Here is a 26,651-nt window from a genome sequence, read left to right on the forward strand (position 1 = left end):
GACATGACTTATTCCGACACCGTTCTTGGGTTTGCGCAGCTGGCGCAGAAGAAAAGCCAGAACCTGCGCACCGATCCACTGGCTTTCCTGATCCTGGCGCTCAAGGCCGGCGCCTTTGTCGGCGCAGGAATCCTATTGATCTTTTCGGTGGGGCAGGGCGTCGAAGGGGCCTTCCGCCCGATTGTCATGGGGGCAAGCTTTGGCATCGCACTGACGCTAGTGGTCTTTGCCGGCGCGGAGCTGTTTACCGGCCACACCATGTATATGACGCATGGATTGCTGACCGGCACCAGCAGCCTGAAAGACCTTGCCTGCAGCTGGGCGGCAAGTTGGTCCGCCAACCTGGTTGGCGCGATACTTCTGGCGGCGTTGTTTGTGATAGGGGGCGGGGGCTTGATCCTGGGGGCCGGCGAAGACGCGCTTCTGTACAAGGTCGCCGCCAAAAAGATGCACGGATCAGCACCGCAGCTATTTGCCAAGGCGGTTCTGTGCAACTGGCTGGTCTGCCTCGCCTTGTGGTGTGCGGCACGGTCCAAGGATGATGTAACCAAATGCATCGTCATCTTCTGGTGCCTCTATGCATTCATTGCTGCGGGTTTCGAGCACAGCGTCGCCAATATGACGGTCTTCTCGGTTGCCTTGCTGTCCGATCACCCGGAGAGCATCTCGCTGGCGGGTGCGGCTCATAACCTCACTTTCGTCACTCTGGGCAACGCTTTTGCGGGTGCGGGGATTATGGGCTACGGGTACTGGCGTGCGGCTTCCAAACCGCAGATGCGGACCGTGACCGCAAGCGACGCAGTTCTTCAGAGTGAGAAGGAGGCGCACTGATGGGTTTTTTCGCGGACAGAAGCGGTTTGGAAACCTTTGCCGGGCAGACACCGGTTGATGTGGCTAAGCCTATGGCTGCGATCATCTTCATATGGTCCGGAGCGGCGATTGCCGGAAACCTGATTGCAGCACCGGCCAAATTTCAGGCACCCTCTCTTACTTTGCCGGTGGCCCTGGATGTGGGCCGAATGCAATTTCAATGGCTGGGAGTGGCTGAAGCAGTTTTCGCCTTTCTCATTTTGGCCCTGCTCGTTGCGTCCAAGCGGATGGCCAGCTGGCAATTGGTTGCCGCATTTGCAGCTTTTGCTCTGCAAAGATTGTGGATCCTGCCAGTTCTGGACGAGCGCACCCTGGCCATCATTGCAGGTCAGCCGGTGAAGGAAAGCTCGCTTCATTTGGTTTACATCGCAGCTGAGGTCGTGAAGGCCGCTTGCCTCGTTTGGGCTGGTTCCCAAACCATGCGCCCGCTCTCAGCAAGGAGCCGCGCCAAAGACTATCCCACCCAAAACACTCAATGATGGATGTCAAAACCACGAAAGGAACGAAGTGATGAGGAACATTCTACTGGCCGTTTTCCTAGCAATTGGCAGTGGCCAAGCCGCAGCGGCAGATGGTGATGCGGCCGCAGGTGAAAAAGTGTTCAAGAAATGTGCCGCCTGCCATGCAGTGGAGGAGGGTAAGAAGAAAGTCGGGCCGACAATGTTTGGTATCTGGGGCAGGCCTGCGGGGGCGGTCGAAGGGTACAAATACTCCTCTGCAATGCAGGAGGCGGAATTCAATTGGGACGAGGAACAGTTGACGGGATTCCTAGCGGCACCAAAGAAACATCTTCCAGGCACAAAGATGGCCTTCCCGGGATTGAAAAAGGAACAGCAGATCAGCGACCTGTTGGCATACCTAAAAACATTGAATTAGCGTTTTTAAAAAATCTGGCCGACTACTCTGCTGTTCTGATGAGTAGTTGGCTGGAACATTTGTTAAGAAGGGCCCTGCTTCACTTCTGGGCCGCGTTACAGACTGAAGGTTAAGGAGCCTGCATGAAACAGTGTCCAAATCCTGCTCCGGCAACCACCGTTTCCGACCAAGCCCTCGCCACCAGCGGGGGCTTCTTCGATTCAGGCTGATCCAACGCCATGATCCCCGACAATTCCTCAGCAATTTTAAGTGGATGTCCGCCCGGCGTATCAGCGTCCGGAACAATCCGCACCTGCGAAATCAGCGTCCGCAACGACGCGGTGGCCGATGCCTGAAGCGGTCGCGGCAGCAACGCAGTATTCGAAAATAGCGGACGGAACCTTTTCCCGCATTTAGGAAAAATGTTTATTCTGAACATATGCGCTGGAACAAAAATGAAATCGAAACCTTCCTCAGTATGGTGGACACGGGTTCCATCTCCGAACCTGCTACACGGGCTGGCCTTTCAAAAGTCTGTCATTAGCAAACGGATCAGCGATCTCGAAAAGGCCTTGGCGTCGCCCTGTTTACACGCCATGCAGGCCGGATCAGCGCCACGGATGCTGCCAGTGCGCGCGCCGAGAGCGTTCGGCTTGCATTCAGTGAACTCGTAGCTGCCACCGAGTGGGTGGCGGCGGATGATCATGGCTTGCATGGCCGGTTGAGGATTTCAGCTCCGATGAGCTTTGGGACCCGTCACGTAGGCCGAATGGCCGCCAAGTTTGCCAGCCTGCACCCAAACCTTGAGGTCATTATCGAATACGATGATACAAAGGTTGACTTGGGGCGGTCCGGATTTGACGCCGCTATCCGCGTCGGTGCGATGCCGGACAGCACCCTGGTTGTTCGCAAACTTTGCGAGGATCCGCGAGCGATCGTCGCAAACCCTGATTATCTCGAAAAGCACGGGCCGATCATGAAGCCCGGGCAACTTAGAGAACATGCCGCGATTGGATGTCAGAACAAGCGGCTGGGTGAAATCTGGCAGTTTGACAAGCCGGCTGACCCGCCGATCCCTTCCAGGGTCATGATGAACAACGGCGAAGCGATGCGCGGCATGGTTCTGGAAGGTCTTGGGATAGCGCTTCTGCCGATGTTCATCGTCTACGAAGACCTGAAGGATGAACGCCTGCTTCAGGTTCTGCCTGAATTAGTTCCGGAACCTTTGCCGGTACAAGCCGTATGGCCGCCAGTCAAACACATGCCCCCGAAGCTTCGGCTGTCCATCGACCATCTCGTCCTCGCCTTCGGGCAAAGAGCGCCTTGGCAATAAGCGCACGGTGATCGTAGAGATACCTGTGATGCCGCAATTTTTGCCGCAGCTGCAGATTTAAGGCGGAGCAGACCAAATCAGGAAAACAGATAGAGTTGTTCAAACAGCTCGGCTGTAAGCCGTCATGCTGCAGATGTAACGATGTACGCACTGAGTAATGCCGGGTCACCCCGGGATCAATCAAGACTGAAAGCGATCCGCGTTGCTTTAGTGCGCTCGCCATTGTGCTTGAACCAATGGCGCATCAATGGCTCGCTGTACGAAGGCCAGTTCGTGATCTTGTACCTCGTCGGGGACCAACTGCTCATGGTTCCCAGCTATCATGCTGGATTCGCCGAATGAATTCCATCACCGATTCACGCGACAAAGCCAATCAAGACCACTCAATAGGAGAAGCTTGACGCCAATCTAACTTGCCCCTTTCAGTCCGTCGGCACAGCGCTGCTGGACATTGCGTACGATCACATTGATCAACGCGCGGGAGACTTGAAGCTCCTCTGCAATTTCTTTTTGCAGGACGCCGGCCAGCCGGTGACGCAGGAATACGTCGCGGTTCCGCGGCGGGCTGTCTGCAAGGCTCTGGACAACCGCTTGCAGCGCCTGTTTGCTTTCAAGGCTTGCCCGTCCGCACAATGGAGTCACGCCGGCCGCTGCCAGCTGGCCCTCGTCCCCGAAATCCGTGGGGATCTCACGGCGCGATTTGCGCAGGTAGTCGATGGCCGCATTGCGCACCATCCGCGCCACATAGGGCCGGGGTCTGTCCGGCAGGCTGCCGGGCTTGAAAGACAGGCATTTCAGGGCTGTGTTCTGGATCACGTCTTCGGCGGCGTCTAGCGAGCCTACCAGTTTCAGGGCGGAACACAGATGCAGCTTGCGGTGGCTGACAAGTTCTTCAATCAAGGCTTCACAGACGCGCGGTCGTGGATGATCCGGCATGGCAATCCCATCGGTAGGAACCCGGATAAATGTCCGGAAAGGTGATATTTTTTTGGGAAAACTGCCTTTGGGCGTGCAGGCCCTGGGTTGCACTCCCGTTATCAGCCAGGTGGGATGCTAGGTCAATCCTCGCGTGTGAAATTGGCGGGTAATTGCCGTTAACGGGTGTGCGGCCCGCTGTTGCGGGCCGCCGGAGGCGAGCTATTCCGCGGCGGCGAGCTGTGCGGGCTGCGGCGTTAGAAGTGCTTCGGCAATCTCATCCACGCGCACCGCCAGAACCGACAGCAAGGTATCGCTCAGTCCATGGGTCTCTTCGCAGTAACCCTGCAGGAAGATGCGGGGGCGGAAGGTCCCGCAGGTCCGCATCCGGTAGTTCCGGTCAGGGCTTTCAAAATGCACGTGCGGCTCCAGCCCGGCCAGCAGGGTTTCTCCCAGACGGCGGCGGTAGCCCGTTGCCAGAATGACCAGGTCATAAGCGCCGCTGCGGGTTTCACCACCCTGAGCCGGTTGCAAGGTCAGCTGCGTCTGTTGCCCGCTGGCTGCTGCAGCGGTGACGCAGGTGCTGCGCAGCAGCCTGTAGGCAGAGCCGCTGGCCACTTCCTGTTCGTAGAACAACCCGTAAACCTGGTCGATCAGATCGCCGTCCACGACTGCGTAGTTGGTGTTGGAATATTCTGCCATCAGCGCCCGGCGCTGGTCTGCAGGCTGCTGGTAGACGTGGGAAGTGAAGCTGGCGTCGAAAATCTCGTTCACGAAGGGGCTGTCGTCCGAAGGCTTCAGCGCGTGGCTGCGGAAAATGAAGTCCACCTGGGGCCGGGACGGGTCATTGGCGAGGTCCATAAAAATCTCGGCGCCGCTCTGGCCCGAGCCGATGACCGCCACTTTCAGTGGCTTGCCCGCTGCCGCCAGCCTGGGCTGGACTGTGCTGAGGTAGCTGGAGCTGTGGACCACGCCGGGGTGGTCTTGCAGCGCAGCAAAAGTGTCCGGGATGGCAGGCTTGCCGCCGATGGCCAGCACCAGATCGCGGGTCAGGTAGCGGGTCTGCCTGCCGGTCTCGTCCTCGGCGGTGACGGCCAGAACCTCGCCGCTGCCGCCGGGGTCCTGGACGGGTTCGGCACCGGTCACCCGCTGGCCATAGCGGCAGGTGTCCTCTAACTGCGCAGCGGCCCAGACGAGGTAGCTGTTGAACTCCTGCCGGCTGGGAAAGAAGCTTTTCCGGTTGACGAAACGCTCAAGCCGGCCCTGCGTATGCAGATAGCTGAGGAAGGAGTAGGGGCTAGCGGGATTGCGCAGGGTGACCAGATCCTTGATGAAGGAAACCTGCATGTCCGAGCCTTCAAGCAGCATGTCCGGGTGCCAGGCAAAGCGGGGTTTGGCTTCCAGATAGAGGGCGTCCAGCTTTGGCGCCCCGGCCTGCGCACGTTCTTGCAGGGCAATGGCCAGTGCCAGATTTGAAGGGCCGAAGCCCACACCGATCATGTCATGGATGTGTTGCGGTTCGCTCATCGGGTTTCTCCGGGGTTCAGTTGGGCAAAGGGGGACAGTTGCAGCGGACGGCCAGGATCTGCGGGGCTGGGGCGGGACCAGAGGCGGGCCTGAAAGAAATGCTCCCGCTCCAGCCGCACCAGCGTTGCGCGCTTGTGGGCAAAGTCGAACTCCTTGACCGCGGCAAAGCCGGATCGGGTCAGGTTGCGCAGCTGCTGGGTGTGGCTGGCCGCGGGTTCGCCAACCAGCGCCTGGGTGCGGGGCTCCGCCAGGAACATGTAATGCATCAGCGAGGGCAGCCAGGCGGTGATATAGTCGGCGCCGCGGGCTTCGGGGTCACCCACCAGCACATGCCAGCCGCGGTCCCAGTTCCTGGCTGGATAATGGGCACCGATGCGGTTTTCACGGGCCCAATAGAGTTCGAAGTAACAGAAAGGGCGTCCGTCGAGGCAGCCAAGGACCGGCATCATATGCGGATCAGCCTGCATCCGGGTGAGGTAGGCCCGGTGGTATTCCAGGGTTCCGGATTCCTCGAAGAAGGCGGCGACGCGCGTGTCGTTCATCCAGGCGTGGAACAGCTCCAGGTCCGCAGCAGGATCCAGCGCGCGCAGCGAGAAGGTCTGCTGCAGCCAGGGGATGCGGCGATGGTAGAGGAGGTCTGACGGCTTGGGCGGCCGCAGCGGGTGGCTGCCATGCGGCCCGGCCACCTGCGCCTGCGGGTAGCTGCGGGGCGGCTGCGCCAGCCATAGGTCCGGAACCTGCCAGAGCATCTCTGGAAAGACTGCTAGCCAGCTGCCGTCCAGCAGGCTGGCAGCACCGGTGGAGAGCAGTTCCTGTTCGAGAGAGGCGAAGTCTTCCCGTTTCAGCAGGACCAGCACTTCCTCGGCCGCGTGGCTGGTCAGGGCCTCGCAGGCAGCCAGCAGGGCGGCCAGGCTGAGCGGGCTGGCGGGCGCCGCGAGCTGCAGTTTGCCGCCGCCATGGTCCGTGACGGCGATTTCTTGCGCGGTGCCCTGGCTGTAAACCGTGACACCGCCGGGCCCGGGCCGGGCCCAATGGGGCGGGGTGTGATCTGAGGCGTTATCCAATGACACGCTGGGTCCTCCGTTTGCTGGTCGGCGCGGGCGTGCGCCGGGACTGCTTTGAGAACGCTGCAGGGCGGAGGAAATTTACAAAAAATATCAGGTATTCTGTATTTTTCGGATATGCGCGGAGGAGCCTGTTTTTAAACCGGAAAACCCGGCGCCTGAAGACAGGGCCGGGAGACATTTTCACAATGAAATCGGGCGTTAACTGAGGGCAAACACCTTTTGAATGGCGCGGTTCACTGCCACAGGCAGCACCGACATATGGTTTTCTCCGGCATAGGTTTCATAGTCAGATTTGACCCCCGGAAGCTGGTTCAGCGCGGCGGCCATGTCCTGTGCTGCGGCGATAGTCCGGGTCTTTTCCTTCTCGGCCAGCCGGTCGGCGGCATCTGCGGCCTCCGTCTGGAAAGGGGCGAGGCGCGCGCCCTCCCATTCGCCTGCGGAGAGATGCACATAGGGGCTGTGCGGGCCGGGATCGAAACGGATCAGATGCTGCAACAGGAAGCTGTCTTCCCAGGTGATCGCAGGGCTGGCAGCGATCCAGTGGCTGAAGGTACCCGGCTGGTTGAACAGCAGCCATAGGGCAAACAGCCCTCCAAAGGAATGCCCGAACAATCCGCGGTGGGCAGGGTTGAGCGGCGCACAGGCCTCTGCCAACGGCAGAACCTGTTCCAGCAGGAAGCGGGCCATTTCTTCTCCACCGCCGGTGCGCACCAGTTCGCCGCCTTCGTGGAACGGAGGATAGGTCTGTCCTGGCGGCGGACCGAGGTCCCAGCTGCGTTGGAAAGGGTCATAGGCGCCGTCCGTCGGGTAGCCGATGGCGATCAGCACGCCCCAGCCGACATTGGTGCCAGAGGGATAACAGGCCTGTGCCCGCATCGCGTCGATTGCGGTGCCGATCACCGCATTGCCGTCTGTCATGAACAGGGCGGGCCAGCCGTCGGCGGGGGGCTCTTCAGGAGGAACCCAGATGAAGATGCGGCGGATGACGCCGCTCACGCTGTCGGCCACGTCGTGCCAGCGGGCGCCTGTCCAGGTCTCACCAGTGGCGCAGGCAGGGGGCAGCTGTGTCATTGGCGCGCCTCCGCGATGGCTTGCAGGACATCCGCCACCAGGTCATCGGCGTTTTCCAGGCCGGCAGCAAGGCGCACCGAACCGGCGGGGGTGCCGAAGCGCTGGAACACATTGGCCGGGCCGGAAAGGCTCAGGGCGGCCTGAGCGGGGATCACCAGGCTTTCCGGGCCGCCCCAGCTGACGCCGATCTTCACTACCTTCAGCGCATTGGTGAAACGGGGAATGTCGACGCTGCTGTCCAGATCGAAGGCGAATAGCCCGCCATAGCCCGAAAGGCAGGCGTTGCCCGGGTTGGCCTCAAAGGCAGGATGGCGGACGCGGGCGACGGCGGGATGGGCAGAAAGGGCCCGCCCCAGCGCAAGCCCGTTCTGCATGTGGCGGGCCATTCGAAGATGCAGGGTGCGCATGCCTCGCAGCACCAGCCAGGCGTCGAAGGGGGAAAGCTTTCCGCCGAGAAAATGATAAGCCTCGTGGTCGATACGGGCAAGCAGCGCCTTGGGGCCTGCAATCAGGCCTGCCAGCGTGTCGGAATGGCCTGCGAGATATTTGGAGGCGGCGTGAACCACCAGGTCGATGCCGAATTCCGCCGGGCGCTGGTACAGCGGCGTGGCCCAGCTGTTGTCGATCACCGAGATCACCCCCAGCCGGCGCGCCTCGGCACCGATGGCGCGCAGATCCTGGGTGGTGAAGCTCCAGGAGGCCGGGCTTTCCAGATAAATCAGCGCCGCGCCTGGCAGCGCATCGAGCACCGCCTGAGTATTGGTGCCGTCTACATACTGGGTGGTCACACCGAACTTCTTCAGCAAGCATTCGAACAGGCGGAAAGCGTCGGAATAGAGGTTCTCAGCCGCCACAACACGGTCGCCGGATTGCACAAAGGGGATCACCGCGGCAGCAATGGCCGCCATGCCGGAGGCAAAGCCGCGCGCTGTCTCCACGCCCTCCATCCGGGCGATGAGGCTTTCCAGCTCAGCCACCGTGGGGTTGTTGCCGCGGCTGTAGACATAGCGGCTGGACTCGCCTGCAAAGACGGCGGCCAGGTCCTCGTAGCGGTCGAACAGAAAGGATGAGGTCTGGAAAACCGGCACCGAACAGGCGCCATGCGGCATGGGATCATGCGGGGCGATGAGATCGGGTGTGAGCCGGTCGGACGCGGCGGGCAGGGTGGGCGAGTAATCGTTCATGCGGGAAGACCTTTCAGGGGAGTGTGCGGCAGGCGCAGCAGGATCAGGACAGCGGCGAGGCCAGTGAGGAGCGCCGCAAGCGACAGTGCTGGGGCAAGCCCCGCGAAGCCCCAAAATCCGGCGGCAGTGAACAGGAGCGGCAGGAACAGCCAGCCGAGCGGTGCGAGGCCCAGGAGAGCGGCATCGCGGGCGCGGGCGGTGGCTTGCAGGCTGACTTGGGCCGCGTGGCGCAAGGCGGTTGCGGGCAGCGACAGAGCGAACGCTGTCAGCGCGGGTTCGGCAAGGGACTGAACCGCAGGATCAAGGGTGAACAGGGCGCTGATTTGCGGCGCGGCCAGCAGACCCGTCAGCAGAAACAGGCTGGCGGCGGTGGTGGCGATGGCTGCGGTGGTGAGCGCCGCGCGGGCAAAGCGGGCGGTATTGCTTGCACCGGCGGCATAGGCCAGCACCGCCTGCGCGCCGAAACAGAAACCCTCGACCGGCAGAGTGGCGAGCACCCAGAGCCTGAGGGCGATGCCCATGGCGGCCTGACCAGCGGTACCTTCGTGCTCGCCGGCCAGGCGGTAGAGCAGCAGAAAGGCGAGGCTGGCCCCCAGCACTGAGGCCGCCTCAGGCAGGCCGATGCGCAGAACCGGCCAGAGGCGGGCAAGCGCGCTGCCGGAAAGGCGCGGCCGCAGCCGCAACGGGGTGCGGGAAGACGTGAAATACCAGCCATAGAGGGCGAGAGTGGCAAGCTGGGCCAGTACGGTGGCCAGCGCGGCACCGCGCACGCCAAGGCCCGCGGTGAAGATCAGCAACGGGTCCAGCGCCATGTTGAGCGTGAAGCAAAAGATCAGGCTGAAAAGGCTGAAACGGGCGTGGCCGCTGCCGATTGCGGTGAAATCGCACAGGATTTGCACCATTCCCAGTCCCGCCGAGAGGGTGAGGATGCTGATGTACTGCAGGGCAGGCTCCCGCACCGCTCCTGTGGCGCCAAGCACATCCAGCAGCGGCAGCCGGGCTAGCCAAAGCGCAGCAGCGGACAGAGCTGCCAGCAGCAGGCAGAGCGCCATGGCGGCGGAGGCGAGGCGGGCGGCCTCCTGCTTGCGGTCGGCGCCGAGGGCACGGCCGGCCGCGGCGGCGGTGCCGATGCCCAGTCCCACGCCAATCGCGGCGGTGAGGCCGGTGAGGGGCAGGGCTAGGCTGACAGCGGCCAGTGCCTCTGGTCCGAGCTGGCCGACAAAGTAGCTGTCCACTCCCTGGTGGGCGGCATTAATCGATAGGCCACCTGCGGTGGGCAGGCCTGCGCGCAGCAGCGTCCGGAGGAGATCCGGGCTGGCAAGGTTCAAGGCGGTCATGGTCTGGGCTTCTATCTGATGAGGGTCTTCCTGACCTTTGACGCAGGCGTGGCGGGGAAATTCATAAGTCAGGTGCAAGTTTTTTGCTGGGCGGGGTGAACCGCGGGCGATGTGCTGCGTCTTTCCGGGGACAAGAGATGAATGGAGACCCGAAAATGACCCAACCTGGACCCGATCAATGGATCTGCGTCAGCAACAGTGAAGGCCGCTGGTCCGTCTGGCCTGCAAACCTGCCGGTTCCTGCGGGATGGCAGGCCAAAAGCATGCCTGCGGATCGCAGTGCCTGTCTCGCGGAGATTGAGGCGCGCTGGACCGACCCGCGTCCCGAAGCACTGCAGGAGGCGATGGCATGAGCGGCACACTGGCGCTTGAAGATGCGGAGATGGAGCTGACGCCGGGTGAAAAACAGGTTTGCGCCCATGAACAAGTGGGGCAGCTGGCGCCTTACGGGGTGCAGGTGCTGCTGCTTAGGGCGGATGCGCGCTGGAAAATCACAGAGGTGCGGCAGGCCGCGGAAGCCGCCCTAGAAGCGCATCCGGTGTTTTGTGCCCGCCTTCACCGGCAGGCTGGCGGCGAGATGCGCCGCTCTGAACAGGAAAGGAACCGGATTGGACTGGCAGAACGCCCGGCAAAGGCGTTGGAGGACGCGCTGGCCGGGATGCGTTTTGATTTGGACGGCGGCGCGGGGGCCTTTGCCTGTGTCGCAACGGATGACAGGGACCATCTGTTCGGCGTGGCTTTGCACCCGGCCTTTGGCGATGCAGGGGTGCTGAACGCTGTGGCTCTGGGCTTTGCCCGCGCGTTAACGGGAGAGGCGGATGTTGCTGTTCCAGCGGTTGGGGCTGCAGCTGAAACGGGCCGGGATCAGCTGCCTGGCTGGCGGGAGATGCTGGAGGACACGGCCTGTGCGGTTGCCCGCTTGCCGCACCGGCACGGCGGCAGCGAAGACGTCGCACGGGGCCGTGCAGAACATGTGCTGCAGCCGGCGCTGGCGGAATCCCTGCACAGTGAAAGCACCGGAGCGGAAGCCCGTTTCGCTGCCGCGCTTGGCATTGTGCTGTCGCGCTGCAGCGGGCAGGGGGATCTGCGCTTTGCAACCGGTTCTGTCCGGGCGCAGGCGGGGCGGCGCAGTGAAGACATCCTGCCGCTGCGGCTGCGAATTGACCCGGGCAGCAGCGCAGGGACTGTGCTGGAACAGGCGCAAACGGAATTGGAGCGGGGCAGGGCGCGCGCAGTGCCTTCGGAACTCCTGGTGCAGGACATGCTGCGCCGCGAGGGTGCGGACCGGCATCCTTTGGGAGCCGTCACCCTGCATGTGCGCAGGGATGTGCCGCTGCCGGACGGGCTGGCGTTCTGCACTTTGCCGGACCCTGCGGCGCAGGGGGAGTTGATGCTGCTGATGCGTCTGAGCGGTGATGGCAGGGTGATCCTGCGGGCCAGCTATGCGCGGGACTTGTTCGAGCCTGCCTTGATCGGGCGCTTTCTGACGCATCTGGAGCGGGTGCTGAATGCCGGGCTGGCGGACCCGGAGCAAGCGGCAGGGCGGATTGCCTTGCTGAGCCGCGAGGAACTGGACACGCTGTCGGCGCCATATGAGGATAGCGCGGTCAACGATCCCCGCATGGTGCATGAGATCATCGCCGGCCACGCTTGCCTGACGCCTGACAAAACGGCGCTGATCTGCGGTGGCGAGGCCTGGAGCCACGGCACCCTGAACCGCCGGGCCAACCGGCTGGCGCACCGGTTGCGGGCGCTGGGGGTTGGCACCGAAGTGCCGGTGGCCGTCATGGTCGAACGTGGCAACGAGGCGGTGATGGCGATCCTGGCGGCGCTGAAGGCAGGCGGCGCTTATATCCCGGTGGAGCCGGACCATCCGGAAAGCCGCAATCACCACATTTTGACCGACGCAGGCGTGCAGGCGGTGATCACCCGCCGCTGCCACCTGGGCAAGCTGCCCGAGGGGCTCAAGGCCCGGATCCTGTGCCTGGACGATGATCCTGGGGCAGGTCAGCCGGAGGTGGACCCGGATGTCGCCATCCATCGGGACCAGATGGCCTATATCATGTATACTTCCGGCTCCACCGGTAAGCCGAAAGGCGTTGCGGTGGAACATGGACCGCTCAGCGATCATCTGCAGGATACGGCGCGTGTTTATGAGATGAGCAGCGAAAGCCGCGAGCTGCCGTTCCTGCCGTTCTCCTCGGATGGCGGGCATGAGCGCTGGATGAATCCTCTGATGATGGGCGGTTCGGCGGTGATCCCGGACGGGGTGCTGTGGACGCCGGAGCAGAGCTTTGCGGCGATGCGCAAATACGGCTGCAACAATGCCTCTATCCCGACGACCTACCTGCAGCAGCTGGCGGAATGGGCGGAAGAAACCGGCGAGGCGCCGGATATGCGGCTCTATTCATTCGGCGGCGAAGGGCTGGCGCAAGCAACCTTTGACCTGCTGTCGCGGGAGTTGCGGGCGCCCCTGCTGATCAACGGCTACGGGCCGACCGAAACCATCATGACACCGATGGTCTGGAAGGTAAGGGCGGGCACCCGTTTCGAAGGCGCCTATGCGCCCTTGGGCCGGGCAGTGGGCAACCGCCGCGCCTATGTGCTGGATGCGCAGCTGATGCCGTGCCCTGTCGGGGTGGTGGGAGAGATCCACCTGGGCGGCGAGGGGGTTGCGCGCGGCTATGTGAACCGGCCCGGCACCACCGCGGACCGGTTCATCCCCGATCCTTTTGCACCGGAGTTGGACGGGCGTTCAGGCGCGCGGATGTACCGGTCCGGCGATCTGGGGCGCTGGCGCGAGGACGGTACGATCGAGTTCCTCGGCCGGGTGGATCATCAGGTGAAGCTCAATGGCTACCGGATTGAGCCCGGCGAGATCGAGGCGGCGCTTTTGCAGCAGCCGGGTGTCTCCGAAGCGCTGGTTCTCCTGCGCGAGGATGGTGGCGAAAAGCGGCTGGTCGGCTATGCCGTGGCGTCGCGGGACGTGCAGGAGGAGCAACTGATGCGGGCGCTGGAGGCGCAGCTGCTCCGGCATATGGTGCCCTCAGCCATTGTTGTGCTGGAGCGGATGCCGACCAATCCCAATGCCAAGGTTGACCGGGCGGCACTGCCGCTGCCGGGGGTGCGGCGGCGTGCCGGCGAAGGTGCCGCCCCAGCCGGGGAGGCCGAAGCCGCGGTGCTGGCGGTTTGGCGGGAAGAAATCGGCAATCCGGATATGGGCGTGACCGATGACTTCTTTGACATGGGCGGCAGGTCGCTGACCGCGTTGAAGGTGCTGGCCCGCATGCGCAAAGCCTGGCCGGGCATTGCGCTGACCATTGCGGACTTGTTTGATGCGCCGACGGTCCGGGCGCTGACACGGCGGCTTGAGGCAGGGGATGCCACGGGGCGGCAGGCGATTGCGCTGCGCAGTACCGGCTCAAGGCCGATGCTGTATTGTTTCCCCGGGCTGCTGGTGTCGACCCGCGAATACCTGCGGCTGACGGCATTTCTGGGAGAGGATCAGCCAGTGACCGGCTTCCTGTGCCATTCGCTCAATGAAGAGAAGCATTTGAACGTGTCAGTGCAGGATGTGGTGGCGCCTTATGTCGAACATATCCGCCGGGAAAGTGCCGGGCGGCCCTGCGCATTTCTGGGCTGGAGCTGGGGCGGTCTTCTGGCCTGGGAGGCGGCGCGGCAGCTGCAGGGAGAGGTAGATCTGCGGATGATCGGCATGGTGGATGTCTGCGATCTGGGCCGCGATTTTGCCCCTGGCGCGGTGCCGCGCTTTGCTCTTGGCGAGCGGGAGACGCTGGAAGCGGAGCTGCAGGCGTGGCTGGGCAAGACCAGGATGCGGTCACAGTGGGATGCGCTGATCGGGGCGATGGATGCGCTCTGCTATGACCAGTTCCTGCGTTTCATCGGCAACGAGGCAGAGCCGCTGCCCTTTGACGGCCCCGAGGTTTCCAGCCGCGAGCATACGTTCTGGGTGCTGATCGACAACGCGCTGGTGTTCCGCCAGTACCAGCTGGCGCAGCTGAATGTGCCGGTGGCCTCCTTCAGTGCGGGTGACACGCTGAGCCGGGGTCTGAACCTGGTGGACTGGCGGCAGGTATCGCCGCGGGCCGAACCGGCGGAAGTGGTGCCTGGCACCAACCATCTGCACATCATCGGCGACCAGCTGTTCCATGGCCGTTTCAAGGCGGCTCTGGAGCGGGCTTTTGCAGGCGCGTAATGGCAGCAGCCGGGGCTGAAAAAGCCCCGGCTGTCGGCCGGACAAAGGCGGCACGGGTTATTCCGTGCCGCTGTTTTTTGTTTGATCAGAAAGATCTGCCGATAGTGAAGGACACGGTGCGGCCTTCTCCGCGGGAGCAGCCGTAGCCGTCGTAGCAGATGCTGTCGTAACCCTTGTCAAACAGGTTGGAGACCCGCAGGTTTACTTCCATTTCCTGCCATTCATAGCGCAGGGCCAGATCGGCAAGCGTGTAGGAGGGCGTCACCCGTGCGTTGCTTTGGGTGGCGAAGGCATCGTCATTGTAGCGGATGCCGCCGCCGATGCTGAGACCTGGCAGCAGGGCCGCGGCATCATAGTCCAGCCATAGCGACAGCTGATGCGGCGGCGCCATGGCGTTGTCGTTTCCGGTGAGGCCTGCAACCAGCGATTTTGTGATCTCGGTGTCCAGGTAAGTATAGCCGAACACACCTTGCAGATTGTCCGTGATCCGGCCCCGGGCCTCCAGCTCAAGCCCGCGGGAGCGGATTTCGCCTTCCTGAGTAAAGCTGCTCCAGGTCGGGTCGTTGCGGTCGTAGTCCTTCACGTTGGTCTTGCGCAGGTCAAAGACGGCGGCGCTGAGCATATAGCTGCCGTGTTCCGGCAGATAGCGCAATCCGGCTTCCCACTGTTTGCTTTCGGAGGGGTCCAGAGGCGCGCCGGCGATGGTCTTGCCGAAGTTCTGGACGAAGCCTTCAGTATAACTGACGTAGGGGGTCATGCCGTTGGCCATCTCGTAGGTCAGGCCCAGCATGCCGGTGGTTGCTGCGTTCTTCTGCGATTGGGCGGTGGAATTCAGCAGATCGTCGATTTCATTTTCGAACCAGCTGCGGCGCAGGCCCGCGGTGACGGCCAGACCGTTGCCGAACTTGTGGTGGTTCTGCAGGTAGATCCCTTTTTCAGTATACTCTTCCCGGTTATGTGCCGACAGCGGCGGGTAGGCGACGTTGAAATCGAACACCGGATTGGCGAAGCTGACGGAATAAGCGCCATAGGCCAGGTGCTGGCGGTATTCGGTTTTGCGGCGCTGGTAGTCGGCGCCGACGATCAGGCTGTTACCGCCGCGTTTCCATTCCAGGTAGTTGTCGAAGCCCAGGTTATAGGCCTCTTCGGTGTTGGCTTGTGCGGTATAGCCCATGTTGCCGGTCGCAAAGTCGGTCGAGGCGAGGTACAGGTGCTGGTAGTCGATCTTGTCGCGGGCATAGCGGGTCTTCTGATTGAATGTGAAGCCGTCGCCGAAGCGGTGCGAGAATTCCCAGCCGATGGAGCCGCTTTCGCTCTCATAGGAATTGAAGCCCGACTGCCGCGTATAGAAGTTCTCGGGCAGGCTGCCGAGGGCCGCGTCATATTCCACGCCCGCTTGCGGCACCCATTGCAGCGGGGTCCGCTCGTCCTGCTGCAGGTGCATCAGCACCGTCAGGCTGGTGTCGTCGCTGGGCGCCCAGGTCAGGCTGCCCGCAATCAGATTCCGGGCGTTGTGGGAATTGTCCAGTTCGGTCTCGCCGTCGCGCAGCAGCACCGTCAGCCGCCCAGCCAGCGTGCCCTCGGCATTCAGCACCCGGGACACGTCCACGCCGGCCTCGGCGGTGCCAAAGCTGCCGTAACCGGCATAGGCAGAGCCTTCGTTTTCAAATGTGGGACGTTTGGTGACCAGATTGACCAGGCCGCCTGCGTCGTTGGAGCCATAAAGAACACCCGCCGGGCCGCGCAGCACTTCGACCCGGTCCAGCATGTAGGGGTCGATCTTGAAACTGGCGAAATTGTGCGCCTTGTTCGGCAGCCCGTCGCGGTAAAGCGCACTGGTGCCCATGTCGAAGCCGCGGATCGAGAACTGGTCGAACCGGTCATCAGTGCCCCAGGTGGAGGGGTTGATGCCGGGGGTGAACCTGATTGCGTCCTCGACCTGGGCGGGCTGGCGCCGCTCCAGCTCGGTAGAGGTCACGACTGAGATCGACTGCGGCACCTCGGCCAGCGGCACGCCGGATTTGACGCCGGTCTCGGAGGCGGGCGCGAGATAGCTGTCGACGGCGCCGGCATATTGCAGCTTGTCACGCACGATGATCGGCGCGAGCTCCAGCACGTCCTCTTCCTGTGCTGAAGCGGGTTGGGCGGCGAACGCAGAGGCGCTAAGCGCGGTGCCGCAAAGCAGCGCTCGCAAAGCGGGCCGGCCGGTAGCGGCCGGGGAGGGTAGGGTTGTCATCACTGTAGTCCCAGGTTTTTCGGCCAGGCTGCGCTGCAGCAGGAAACCGGCCCTATTGGTTGGCAAATTGCAAATATCGCCTGGGACATTCCTGGGTGGCGGCACCATACATTTAACGGGTGAAGAGTCAACGGTAGCGCGGCCGTAACTCTTGATTTGGAGCGGTTTTTTCCGGCTCCTCATGTCTCGTTAGGTCCGTAGGCAGAGAGATGGAACGCCCTGCAGACTGAAACCTCGCCGCAGCGTTGCGGCGGCAAGTCGATGGGTTACGGCAGGCTCCAATAGGCTGCGATATAGCTTTGGCCAGGCGGCACGCCGGCTGCCCGGGCGGCAGCGCGCAAGGGTTGGGCCTCGGATTTTTCGCCGGCGAACCAGAGGAAGGCGCCGGGGTACTGCGGGAAATCCGCCCGGGCGCAGCGGCCGAGGCTGTCTCCGACCCGCCGGTCCAGCCAGCGCAAGGAAATGCCGGGCGGGGCGGTGACCGGATACCCGCAGGCGGCGCCGCCATCGGCTAGCAGCGTGGCGCTGCCGCAAGTGCCGGGCGGCAGGGTTTCGAGAATGCGGGCTGCTGCGGGAAGGGCGGTCTCATCAGCGTAAAGCAGGATTTCTTCCGTAGTCGGAATGCCGCCGCCGCCGGGGCCTGCGATAGCCAGCTGATCACCCGCCGCAGCGTTTTGCGCCCAGGCAGAGGCCCGGCCGCCGGCATGCAGGAACAGATCGAATTCCAGCAGGCCGCTTTGGGCGCAGACGTTGCGGGCGGTATAGACCGGCCGGTGCAGCGTCTTGGCGCCTTTGGGCCAAACTGTCCGGCCGCCGGCATCGAGCTTTGGGTACTCCGGATCGGTGCAGCCTGCGGGCGGCAGCAGCAGGCGGAAGTGGATGGCATCATCGCCAAAGCCGGACAGATCCTGCGCCTGCAAGCGGATGCGCAGAAAGCTGCGGCCCAACGGAATGACGGAGAGCAAGGTGGTGAATTGCACATCCGGAGGCCGTGTGCTCACGACGCCATTATCCGGCCAGCGGAGTGAAGCCGCCGCTCCAGGCTGCAGGTGTTCGAGGTGCTCGGCAAAGCCCTCTTTCAGCATGTGGAGCCGGTCCGGCAGCGCAGCTGATACCCGGATCGCGGTGCCTGTTCCCTCCGCGGTAAAGCGGTAGCGGCCAAAAGCGGGGACTTCGATCGTGAGGCTGGCTTCAGTATCGTGGACGACCGGCAATTCATGCTCTTGCGCCATGGCGCGCAGTGCCGGCCGGGCGGCGGCAAAGGGCAAGGCGGGCAGATCGGCCTCGGCCCGCAGGGGGAAGCTGGGAAGGCTGTTCATCGGTGCGGGCCTCATTCCGGGATCACGTGGGGGGTGCCATGCAGCGGGTCGGGGATGATCCGGCAGGGGAGACCGAACACCTCCTGCATGACGGTCTCGGTGACCACTTTGGCCGGAGTGCCCTGGCAATGAACGCGGCCGGACTTGAGAGTGATCATATGGGTGGCAAAGCGGGCCGCGAGGTTGATATCGTGCAGCACCATCGCGATGGTGCGCCCGGTCTCGCGGTTGAGTGCCTGCACCAGTTTCAAAAGCTCGATCTGATGCGGCAGATCAAGGTAGGTGGTGGGCTCGTCCAGCAGCAGAATACCGGTGTCCTGCGCCAGCGCCATGGCAATCCAGGCGCGCTGGCGCTGGCCGCCGGAAAGCGCCTCAAGCGGCCTTGTGGCAAGGGGGGCCATGCCGGTGCGTTCCAGCGCCTGATCAATGGCGGCGGCATCCTGGCGGGACCATTGCCGCAAAGGGGACTGATGCGGAGTGCGGCCGCGGGCGGCAAGGTCGCGGACGGTCAGCCCTTCGGGGGCTGCGGGGGACTGCGGCAGGATCGCCAGCCTTTGCGCGACAGAGCGGCTGGGCTGACGGTGGATTGCCTTGCCGTCCAGCACGACCTGGCCCGCGGCGGCGGGTTGCAGCCGTGCCAGGGCGCGCAGCAGGGTGGATTTGCCGCAGGCGTTGGGGCCGGCGATGACCGTAATGCTGCCATCGGGGATTTCTGCGTTCAGGTCAGTGAGCACTTGTGTCCCGGCATAGGCAGCCGACAGGTTCTCTGCACGCAGGCGGGCGTTTGGGGCGTTGGAGGCGTTGAGCATCAGAACGGTCCTTTGCGGAAGTGGCGCAGCAGCATCCAGATCAGCAACGGCGCGCCGGCAAGGGCGGTGAAGACGCCGGCGGGCAGCTGGATCCCGGGCAGAGCACGGGAAACGGTATCGGCAAGCAGGGTGATCAGCGCGCCCGCAAGGGCCGCGCCTGGCAGGGCTGGGTGCCCGCCGGGTCTAAGCGCGCGGGCGAGGGGGCCCGCGGCAAAGGCCACAAAGGGCAGCGGCCCGGCGGTGCTGACCGCCAGTGCCGCCAGCAGGGTGCCGGTCACGGTGAGCGCCAGCCGCAGCGCAGGCAGGTTCAGGCCCAGCCCGGCGGCGGTCTCCTCGCCCAGAGGCAGCCGGGCAAGCGGGAACTGCAGCCAGAGCGCCAGGGGCGCCAGCAGGGCCAGCCCGGCCCAGACCTGGACCGCGTCGTCCCAGTTGCGCGCGTTCAGCGAGCCGGTGAGCCAATGCGCCATGCTGACGGCGCTTTGGATGTCAAGGCGGCTGAGCAGCAGGTCGGCGGTGGCACTGAGCGCGAGACCGGCACCGATACCGGTGAGGATCAGCCGGGCAGGGGACAAACCGCCCTTCCACGCCAGCAGGGTGACGGCGCCGGCGGTCAGCAGCGCTCCTGCAATTGCGCCTGGCAGCACCAGGCCGCCAGTGAGGATCAGCGCCGCCAGGGCACCGCAGCTGGCGCCAGCGTTGAAGCCGATCACATCAGGCGAGGCGAGCGGGTTGCGCAGCATCGCTTGGAAGATAGCCCCGGAGAGGCCAAATGCGGCTCCGGCGCCGAGAGCGGACAAGATGCGCGGCAGACGGAGATCAAGCAGAATCAGTTGTTCCATAGCGCTGCCCTGACCTGCCAGCACCTGTAAGCTGCGGGTGAGGCCAAGAGGGTAGCTGCCAAGCTGTGCTGCAAATGCAGCCAATGCCAGCAGCATGGCCAGCAGCAGAGCGCTTGCCAGAACGGTCTGGCGCGGGATCTGCAGCGAGAGGGAGGCGATACGAAAGGTCCAGTTCACAGGCTTCGGGCTCCGTTCCGGCGTACCATCCAGATCAATGCAGGCCCGCCCAGCAGCGCGGTCATCACCCCGGCCTGCAGGCTGCCGCCAAAGAGCGGCAGACGACCGGCCAGATCGGCGCCCAGCAGAAGAATGGCACCAAAGGGGGCAGACAGGGCAAGGCTCCAGCGCAGGCCCGGTCCAGCGGCCCAGCGGGCCAGATGCGGCACGATCAGACCCGCAAAAGCAATCGGGCCTGCCAAGGCGACGGCACTGCCGCTTAGCAACACGATTGCGGTGCCGGCCAGCAGCCGCGCCGCGCCGGTGCGTACGCCCAGGCTACGGGCGCTGTCTTCGCCCAGCAGCAAGGCGTCGAGGCCTGACGCCGCCGCCAACGCCGCCAGCGCGCCCAAAACGAAAAAGGGAGCGAGCGCTGCGATTGTCTCTAATTGGATCCCGTCAAAGCCGCCGAGTACCCAGAAACGGTAAACGTCCAGCGCCTGCTGGCTGGCCAGCAGCAGCGCCCGGGTAAGAGCAAGGAACAAAGAGCTGATGGCGGCGCCGGCCAGCAGCAGCCTTAGCGGGCTGGCCAGAGAACCGCCGCTGAGCACGGCCACCAACAGGGCCGCCGCCAGCGCGCCGCCAAGGGCGGCCCAAACAAAGCCCGCGGGATCGGTGATGCCTAGCAGCAGGATGCAGCCGGTCACCGCCAGCGCGGCGCCGCCGTTGATGCCGAGAAGGCCCGGGTCGGCCAGAGGGTTGCGGGTCAGCCCCTGGATCAGCGTTCCGGAAATCCCCAGCGCGGCACCTGTCAGGCCAGCGCCGAGCAGCCGCGGCAGCCGCATCTGCCGGATGACGATCTGTTCTGCGCTGGCGGGGTCATAAGCGCTCATAGCCTGCCAGACCTCGGCCCAGCTGACGGGGCGCAGGCCCAGCCGCAGCGATACTGCGGCTAGCAGTATCAATGCCGCAAGCGATCCAGTCAGCCAAAGCGCACGGCTGGAAAGGGCGGCGCGGCGGCGAGGAGCTGCCAGGGCAAGTGCGGTGTCAGGCATCTCAAGATCCACCAGGCAGCAGCCCGGCCTCGGCCATTCCCGGAACCGGTGTTGTGGGGGTCCCGTCCGATGCTGCCTCCAGCAGCGGTACCAGGCGGTCGAGCGCGTAATCCAGGCTGAGCGGGCTGGAGTGGGAGAGGGCAGCGGCCAGTAGCGGATCGGCGTGGATTTCCCTGCCCTCCCTATAGGCGCGCAGGGTCGGGCGCAGCGGCATCCGGGCAATCTCTGGTGCAGAACCGCCGTAGTCGAGCCAGATCAGCACATCCGCGTCGATAGGTGCGGGGGCCTCGGCCGGGATCAGCGCGTGAAAACTATTGACGCCTGCGGCCGTGTTGATTTCAGCGGGCACTTGAAAGCCGAGATCTTCCAGGAAGCGGCCGCGGATATCGCGGCTGGTGAATGCTCCGGTCTGCCCGGCCCAGACCATGGCAGCGCTGGCGCCTTGCCAATCGGGATGGCTTGCACGCAGTTCTTCGAAACGCTTGCCGATGCGTGCGATTACAGCCTCCGCCCGGTCCGCTGTGCCAGTGGCAGCGCCGAGCCGCCGCAGCATCAGTTGCCAAGGTGTACCGTAATCACCAAACCCGGCCGGCGGTGCAAGGGTGGGGGCAATGCGGGACAAAAGGGCGTATTCCCGTTCTGTGATTCCAGACCACTGGGCGGCGATCAGATCGGGTTCAAGCGCGGCAACCGCCTCGATATCTATGCCGCCCCGTAAGACCGCCGGGCGGCGCTCTCCCATTGCCTCCAGGGCCCAGGGCCAAACGCCGGAAGGATCGTTGCCATACCAATTCCGCAAGGCGGCCGGGGTTTCACCAAGCGCCAGTAGGAAGTCATGGCCGATAAAGCTGATCGAAACGATGCGGCGGGGTTTTGCCGGGATGGTTGCGTCCCCAAAACGGGTTTCAAGCTTCACCGGGAAACTTTGTGCCGCTGCAGCAACAGCTAGCAATGAAACCATAAGGCAGGCAAAGGCAAGACGCATAGCCGGTTTTAAGTCCAAAGGCGGGCACCGCCCGTTGTTAAAGTTTCGTTCAGCTGTCTTCAGCAGCAGAAATTTTAACGTTTGACTGGACTCTGCACCTTCGTTCAGGTGGCTGTAATCTTGCTAATACGCTTTTGATGTGTGGTGTTGACCCGATATACACTCTCAATTCCCCGGTCAAGGAACTTGCGGCTCCAGCTCTTGCCGGTGGCACGAAGCGAATGCCATTCTGCTTGTTCAGGCAAGACCGGTTGATGCTGTGATTGCGGCCGCTACTGAACAGAGGTGGTCGCGCTTTTTTGACTAGTTTGCAGCCCGTTTAAGGTGGATCAGGGTTTCGCATCAGGCTGCCATTCTCATGGTTTCTATTTTGCTTTCACAGGCCTCATCCGGGGGGCAAGATGCCATGGGTCGAATGCCGGCGTTCGGCGTTGTAACAGGCCATCCGTGTACTGATCCCCGCACGGGCTTCAGAGCCGGTTTCAAAAGCGTTTAGGCAGACACATTCGCCCTTCAGGGACCGCCGCAACCGCTCAACCGTCCGGTTGCCGATCCAACGGCCCCGGCCATCCATTCACTGTCCGGCAGCGCATGTTTACATGCGCGACAGGGCAGATACGGACATCGGCGTCTTAGCAACTGGTCTGAATTCCCGCGACCACCTTTCCGCTCCGCCGCCCGGCTGGCCATGTGGATGCAGAGCTTGCGGTCGAAATCCGTGTCCAAACCCGCATTCGGGGGAACATCGCGCTCTATTGTTCCGCCTGCGGCCGCTACACGGACCAGCCCGGCGGGAGCAGGTCGTGGTTGAGGGGACTTCACGTTCATTGCAGCCCCTTTGAAGGGACACCCCAGTGGTCTCCAACAGCGACAATAAGCAGTTCTCGGAGGTGAAACATTTTCCGGTCAACCAATGTCACCCGTTATCCTTCACTACGCCGCAGTTTCCGGACAACCCGTATGTCCAGTGCCAATCGGCTTTCGATGCCACCTGCGCGTGCAATCGCTGTCAGCCTGAAGAGGACTGCCAAAAGCGGCACCTAAAGCACCACGATACCGGAGGCGGTTCGCCAGTCCCACAGATGGGGGACTACCGGGAAGCTGCCGCGGCGGGGATCATGCGGGTATTTCGCGAGGTTTTGAAGGAGCGTTCGATGACAGGTTACTCGGTAGACGGAACCCGGCTTTGGTCCCGGCTAATGGACATGGCCGAAATCGGTTCCACAACAAACGGCGGTTCGCACCGGCTGTCGCTCAGCCAGGATGACGAGGACGGCCGCGAATTGTTTCTTGCATGGTGCAAAAACCGCGGCTTTGCACCGGTCTTTGACAAGATCGGCAACCTGTTCGTCCGCCGTGCGGGCCGGAACCCGGCAGCGCCTCCGGTTGTCATCGGCAGCCATCTGGACACGCAGCCCAATGGCGGCCGGTTCGACGGCGTGCTGGGGGTGCTGGCCGGATTGGAAGTGCTGGAAACGCTTGAAGATCTTGGCATTGCAACAGAGACGCCGGTAGAAGTTGCCGTGTGGACCAACGAGGAAGGCGCCCGGTTTCAGCCCGCCATGATGGGCTCGGGCGTTCATTGCGGTGTGCATCCCCTTGCAGAGGCACTGGCGGCGGCCGACGCATCCGGCGTCCCGGTTGCGCGGGAACTCAAACGATTTGGCTACGATAGCGGTATGGAGCCGGGAAACCGCGCAACCGGCAGCTATCTGGAACTGCATATCGAGCAGGGGCCGGTCCTTGAGCAGGAGGAGAAGACCATCGGCGTCGTCACCGGCGGACAGGCAATCCGCTGGTATACCCTGACACTGAGCGGCGAAGAGACCCACGCAGGTCCGATGCCCATGGCGATGCGGCGCGATCCAGTGCGGCATCTGGCAGCAGTGACGGAGCTTGTTTACCGGAGCGGCCTGACGGATCCCGATGCCCGCGCAACCATCGGAAAAATCGAAACGCTGCCGGGTTCGATCAACGTAATGCCAGGTCAGGTTTGCCTGTCGGTCGATTTGCGTCATCCCGGTGAGGCCGCGCTGGAGCACATGCATGGCGCGTTGGCCGAGGGTATTGCACGATTGAATACCGCGGCCGAGGGCGTGGATATTCGTCTTGAGCAGATCTGGCACTCGCCCGCGGTGTCATTCGATGCGCAATTGATTGAGGCGGTGCGAACCGGTGCTGCAGCGCGGGGCTATCCCTCCCGGGACATGGTCTCCGGAGCCGGGCATGATGCGTTCCATCTTGCCAAACTGGCACCCGCAACGATGATCTTTGTGCCCTGCCGTGATGGCATCAGCCACAACGCGCGGGAATACACGGCACCTGAGCATGTCGAGGCCGGCGCAAACGTGCTGCTGGATGTTGCGCTGCAGGCAGCGGGTGTGCGGGCATTGGCGGGGGGCACGGCATGAGGATCACCATTGCCGATTGGGATCCGCGGCCGCAGGCAAGGGCGGCGCAAGCGGACGCATTGGCCGCCCATGCGGCGGCAGAGCAGAGCGAACTTGTGCTGCTGCCGGAAATGCCGCTGAGCGATTGGCTGGCCATCAGTCCGGAACGTGACGCGGCGCTGTGGGACCAGTCTGTCCATGACCACGAGAGCGGTCTGGATGAACTGGGTGAGCAGCTGGGAACGGGTTTGGCGGGATCACGGCCGGTCCTGAATGCAGGCGGCCAGCCCAGAAACCGTGCTTTCCTGTGGCAGGACAGCCGGTTCGCCGACGTGCGGCACGAGAAAGCGGCCCTGCCGGAGGAAGACGGTTATTGGGAGAGCCGCTGGTATGGAGCGGGTGCGCAGCAATCGGCGCCGCTGGATTGGAACGGGCTGCGGATCGGTTTTGCCATCTGCACCGAGCTTTGGGACCCGGCGCATGGCTGCCGCCTGTCGCAGGCGGGGGCAGAAGTGCTTCTGGTGCCCCGCGCAACGCCGGATCTGGGCAGCGATATCTGGGTCTCCGGCGCCCGTGCCTTGGCGGTGCGGACCGGCTGTTATGTCCTGTCTTCGAATTTCGCCTATCCGGCAGGAAGTTTTGCTTTTGAGGGGCGTTCCGTGGCGGTGGATCCGGACGGGGAACTTCTCGCGGTGACCACCGAGGAGCAGCCCTATGCCACGGTCTCAGTCAGCGCCGGTGCCGCACGGGATGCAAAGTCCACCTATCCCCGGTATGTGTTTGACAAAATAAAGAAACAGAAAGGTGCGACATGAAACATCTCTGCGCGGTTGCGGCGGGGTGGGCCCTTTTGGCAGGCGGTGCCGCAAATGCGGACAGGCTGGTGCTGACCAACGCTGCCATTTACACGGTGGATGAGGCGCGCAGCTGGGCCGAGGCGCTTGCCATCGATGAAGACGGCATCATTACCGCCGTTGGCAGCGAGGCTGAGGTACTGGCTGCCGCAGGTGAAGACTCGGAGATTGTGGATCTGGGCGGCGCATGGTGCTGCCGGGGTTCCAGGACATCCACCTGCATGCGGTAGAGGCCGGGGTGAATGCGGTTCTCTGCCCGTTCGAAGCCTTCGACACGCTTGCGGGCTACAGGGCCACGGTACGGGACTGCGCCGAAAACGGCGAGACCGGCGCCTGGGTGCTGGGGGCCGGAGTGAATATGGTCAGCCTGCTGGAATTGCACAGCAACCCGGTTACGGTGCTTGACGAAATCTCGCCGGACCGCCCGGTGATGATCCTCGACGACATCGGCCATGGCGCCTGGGCCAATTCCCTGGCGCTGCAGGCAGCGGGATATGACACGGCCGAGGATGCGGCCAACGGCAATATCATCCTGCGCGGGGATGATGGGCGGCCCAACGGGGTGGTGCTGGAAAACGCACCGCACAACCTGCGCACACTTGCCTTCCCGCCAACTCAGGAGAACTTGGACTTTGCCTTTGACAGCCTGCTGAACGCGGCAGCAGAACTGAATGCCAACGGGATCACTTCGATCAGTGACGCAGGCGGATATTGGCCGCAGGGCCACCACAAAGTGTGGGATTGGGCCGAGGAAGCAGGTGAGCTGCCCCTGCGGGCCTCGAACGCCTTTTACATCTATCCCGACCGGCCATTGGACGCGCAAATCGTGGAGATCAAGACCCTCTACCACAACGACCCGGACCGGCTGGTGCGCTTCAACGTCGCCAAGATCTATGTCGACGGCATTCTGAGTCAGGCCACAGGCGCCTTGCTGGAACCTTATGAAGCAGGGCTGGACCTGCAGGACGGCGAGGAATACGGGTATCTCTATTTCGAGAAAGACGAACTGATGCGCGCCGCGCGGGAACTTGCCGCAACTGGCTTTCAGCTGCATTTCCATGTGACCGGGGACTACGGCGCGCGGCTGGCGCTGGACGCGATTGCCCAGGCCGCGCCGGAATCTGGACCGCATCGGCTGACCCATCTTTACCTTGCCGACCCCGCCGATTACCCCCGCTTTGCCGAGCTTGGCGTCATTGCCGATTTGCAGCTGGCACCCAGCGCGGTCGCCGGGGACTACAAGGCCTTCATGGCTGAGTTCATCGGCGACCGCACCGATCGGCTGCTGCCTGCCGGGGCACTGCTGGAAGCCGGAGCGACAGTTGCGCTGTCAAGTGACTGGGACGCGGATGAACTGAATCCGCTGATCAAGATCGAAACGGCGGTCAGCCGCAGGCACAACGGCCTGCCCGATGTCGCCACGGCCATCGCAGCGATGACGATCAACCCGGCCATTTCCCTGCGCCACGCGGACCGGACCGGCTCCATCGAGGTTGGCAAATTCGCGGATCTGGCGGTGCTCAGTAAAGACATCCTGAAGATCCCGACCAACCAGATCAGCAGCGTTGCCATTGAGGCGACCCTGCTGCAGGGCGAAGCGGTCTTTGATGACGCGGGGCTGTTCGCCGAATGA

The 26,651-nt window shown here is 63.4% G+C and carries 24 protein-coding genes and 1 pseudogene; 10 read left to right on the forward strand and 15 right to left on the reverse strand.

The genetic code is table 11. The features are described 5' to 3' along the window. Positions 1-3: 3 nt before the first annotated feature. Genes K3724_RS04550 through K3724_RS04560 form a run of 3 tightly spaced genes read left to right on the forward strand, consistent with a single transcriptional unit; the run spans position 4 to position 1,746 of the window. Positions 4-831, forward strand: coding sequence for a formate/nitrite transporter family protein (locus K3724_RS04550; protein ID WP_259990497.1), 828 nt, complete (start codon positions 4-6; stop codon positions 829-831). Continuing rightward, positions 831-1,349: a hypothetical protein gene (locus K3724_RS04555; protein WP_259990499.1), complete on the forward strand. Its 519-nt coding sequence runs from the start codon at positions 831-833 to the stop codon at positions 1,347-1,349. The genes K3724_RS04550 and K3724_RS04555 overlap by 1 nt, the downstream gene beginning before the upstream one ends. 31 nt (positions 1,350-1,380) lie before the next feature. Further along, complete coding sequence (locus K3724_RS04560; RefSeq protein ID WP_259990501.1) at positions 1,381-1,746, forward strand: cytochrome c family protein; 366 nt, start codon at positions 1,381-1,383, stop codon at positions 1,744-1,746. 109 nt (positions 1,747-1,855) lie between these two features. Here the strand turns inward: K3724_RS04560 and K3724_RS04565 are convergent, their stop codons facing one another. Next, positions 1,856-2,164 (reverse strand): hypothetical protein, encoded by a 309-nt coding sequence (locus tag K3724_RS04565; protein ID WP_259990503.1) that lies wholly within the window; start codon positions 2,162-2,164, stop codon positions 1,856-1,858. Positions 2,165-2,251: 87 nt separating this feature from the next. Beyond that, positions 2,252-2,431, reverse strand: a complete 180-nt coding sequence (locus K3724_RS04570; protein WP_259990505.1) for a hypothetical protein — start codon at positions 2,429-2,431, stop codon at positions 2,252-2,254. A 33-nt stretch (positions 2,432-2,464) separates the two neighbouring features. Between K3724_RS04570 and K3724_RS04575 the strand changes: the two genes are divergently transcribed. Then, positions 2,465-3,058, forward strand: a complete 594-nt coding sequence (locus K3724_RS04575; protein ID WP_259990507.1) for a substrate binding domain-containing protein — start codon at positions 2,465-2,467, stop codon at positions 3,056-3,058. Between the two features lie 408 nt (positions 3,059-3,466). On the opposite strand, the gene K3724_RS04580 is transcribed toward K3724_RS04575, so the two are convergent. From K3724_RS04580 to K3724_RS04605, 6 genes are all read right to left on the reverse strand, one after another. Then, positions 3,467-3,958 (reverse strand): sigma-70 family RNA polymerase sigma factor, encoded by a 492-nt coding sequence (locus K3724_RS04580; protein ID WP_259990509.1) that lies wholly within the window; start codon positions 3,956-3,958, stop codon positions 3,467-3,469. A 237-nt stretch (positions 3,959-4,195) separates the two neighbouring features. Further along, positions 4,196-5,500: a lysine N(6)-hydroxylase/L-ornithine N(5)-oxygenase family protein gene (locus K3724_RS04585; RefSeq protein ID WP_259990510.1), complete on the reverse strand. Its 1,305-nt coding sequence runs from the start codon at positions 5,498-5,500 to the stop codon at positions 4,196-4,198. Then, complete coding sequence (locus K3724_RS04590; RefSeq protein ID WP_259990512.1) at positions 5,497-6,570, reverse strand: GNAT family N-acetyltransferase; 1,074 nt, start codon at positions 6,568-6,570, stop codon at positions 5,497-5,499. The genes K3724_RS04585 and K3724_RS04590 overlap by 4 nt, the downstream gene beginning before the upstream one ends. Positions 6,571-6,765: 195 nt before the next feature. Continuing rightward, positions 6,766-7,638 carry an alpha/beta hydrolase gene (locus tag K3724_RS04595; RefSeq protein WP_259990514.1) on the reverse strand — a complete coding sequence of 291 codons (873 nt, stop codon included), beginning with the start codon at positions 7,636-7,638 and terminating at the stop codon, positions 6,766-6,768. Beyond that, positions 7,635-8,822, reverse strand: a complete 1,188-nt coding sequence (locus K3724_RS04600) for a PLP-dependent transferase (protein WP_259990516.1) — start codon at positions 8,820-8,822, stop codon at positions 7,635-7,637. The genes K3724_RS04595 and K3724_RS04600 overlap by 4 nt, the downstream gene beginning before the upstream one ends. Then, positions 8,819-10,159, reverse strand: a complete 1,341-nt coding sequence (locus tag K3724_RS04605) for an MATE family efflux transporter (RefSeq protein ID WP_259990517.1) — start codon at positions 10,157-10,159, stop codon at positions 8,819-8,821. The genes K3724_RS04600 and K3724_RS04605 overlap by 4 nt, the downstream gene beginning before the upstream one ends. 155 nt (positions 10,160-10,314) lie before the next feature. Here K3724_RS04605 and K3724_RS04610 point away from each other — a divergent pair, with 155 nt between their 5' ends. Both K3724_RS04610 and K3724_RS04615 read left to right on the forward strand, forming a co-directional pair. Next, positions 10,315-10,512, forward strand: coding sequence for an MbtH family NRPS accessory protein (locus K3724_RS04610; RefSeq protein ID WP_259990519.1), 198 nt, complete (start codon positions 10,315-10,317; stop codon positions 10,510-10,512). After that, positions 10,509-14,375 carry an amino acid adenylation domain-containing protein gene (locus K3724_RS04615; RefSeq protein WP_259990521.1) on the forward strand — a complete coding sequence of 1,289 codons (3,867 nt, stop codon included), beginning with the start codon at positions 10,509-10,511 and terminating at the stop codon, positions 14,373-14,375. The genes K3724_RS04610 and K3724_RS04615 overlap by 4 nt, the downstream gene beginning before the upstream one ends. Positions 14,376-14,460: 85 nt before the next feature. Here K3724_RS04615 and K3724_RS04620 read toward each other — a convergent pair whose 3' ends face one another. From K3724_RS04620 to K3724_RS04650, 7 genes and pseudogenes are all read right to left on the reverse strand, one after another. Beyond that, positions 14,461-16,491 carry a TonB-dependent siderophore receptor gene (locus K3724_RS04620; protein ID WP_259990522.1) on the reverse strand — a complete coding sequence of 677 codons (2,031 nt, stop codon included), beginning with the start codon at positions 16,489-16,491 and terminating at the stop codon, positions 14,461-14,463. 386 nt (positions 16,492-16,877) lie between these two features. Next, the gene (locus K3724_RS04625) at positions 16,878-17,930 is read right to left on the reverse strand and encodes a siderophore-interacting protein (protein ID WP_259990524.1); all 1,053 of its coding nucleotides are present in this window, start codon (positions 17,928-17,930) and stop codon (positions 16,878-16,880) included. An 11-nt stretch (positions 17,931-17,941) separates the two neighbouring features. Further along, on the reverse strand, positions 17,942-18,739 hold the full coding sequence (locus tag K3724_RS04630) for an ABC transporter ATP-binding protein (RefSeq protein WP_259990526.1): 798 nt from the start codon (positions 18,737-18,739) through the stop codon (positions 17,942-17,944). Then, positions 18,739-19,755: an iron chelate uptake ABC transporter family permease subunit gene (locus K3724_RS04635; protein WP_259990528.1), complete on the reverse strand. Its 1,017-nt coding sequence runs from the start codon at positions 19,753-19,755 to the stop codon at positions 18,739-18,741. The genes K3724_RS04630 and K3724_RS04635 overlap by 1 nt, the downstream gene beginning before the upstream one ends. Further along, entirely contained in the window at positions 19,752-20,789 is a 1,038-nt protein-coding gene (locus tag K3724_RS04640; protein ID WP_259990530.1) for an iron ABC transporter permease, read from the reverse strand. Before K3724_RS04640 ends, K3724_RS04635 begins: the two co-directional genes overlap by 4 nt. Position 20,790: 1 nt before the next feature. Next, positions 20,791-21,705, reverse strand: a complete 915-nt coding sequence (locus K3724_RS04645; RefSeq protein WP_259990531.1) for an ABC transporter substrate-binding protein — start codon at positions 21,703-21,705, stop codon at positions 20,791-20,793. A gap of 472 nt (positions 21,706-22,177) precedes the next feature. Beyond that, a pseudogene (locus tag K3724_RS04650) lies at positions 22,178-22,348 on the reverse strand (integrase core domain-containing protein); the annotation flags it as partial. A gap of 580 nt (positions 22,349-22,928) precedes the next feature. Between K3724_RS04650 and K3724_RS04655 the strand changes: the two are divergent. From K3724_RS04655 to K3724_RS04670, 4 genes are read left to right on the forward strand one after another with little or no spacing between them, the layout of a single operon-like run. Continuing rightward, a complete protein-coding gene (locus tag K3724_RS04655; protein ID WP_259990532.1) occupies positions 22,929-24,185 on the forward strand; it encodes a Zn-dependent hydrolase in 1,257 nt (418 codons plus the stop codon). Further along, on the forward strand, positions 24,182-24,979 hold the full coding sequence (locus K3724_RS04660) for a carbon-nitrogen hydrolase family protein (protein WP_259990533.1): 798 nt from the start codon (positions 24,182-24,184) through the stop codon (positions 24,977-24,979). Before K3724_RS04655 ends, K3724_RS04660 begins: the two co-directional genes overlap by 4 nt. Further along, a complete protein-coding gene (locus K3724_RS04665) occupies positions 24,976-25,248 on the forward strand; it encodes a hypothetical protein (protein WP_259990534.1) in 273 nt (90 codons plus the stop codon). Before K3724_RS04660 ends, K3724_RS04665 begins: the two co-directional genes overlap by 4 nt. Further along, positions 25,206-26,651 carry an amidohydrolase gene (locus K3724_RS04670; RefSeq protein WP_259990535.1) on the forward strand — a complete coding sequence of 482 codons (1,446 nt, stop codon included), beginning with the start codon at positions 25,206-25,208 and terminating at the stop codon, positions 26,649-26,651. Before K3724_RS04665 ends, K3724_RS04670 begins: the two co-directional genes overlap by 43 nt.

This window comes from Leisingera sp. M658 (genome assembly GCF_025144145.1).
Classification (GTDB): Bacteria; Pseudomonadota; Alphaproteobacteria; order Rhodobacterales; family Rhodobacteraceae; genus Leisingera.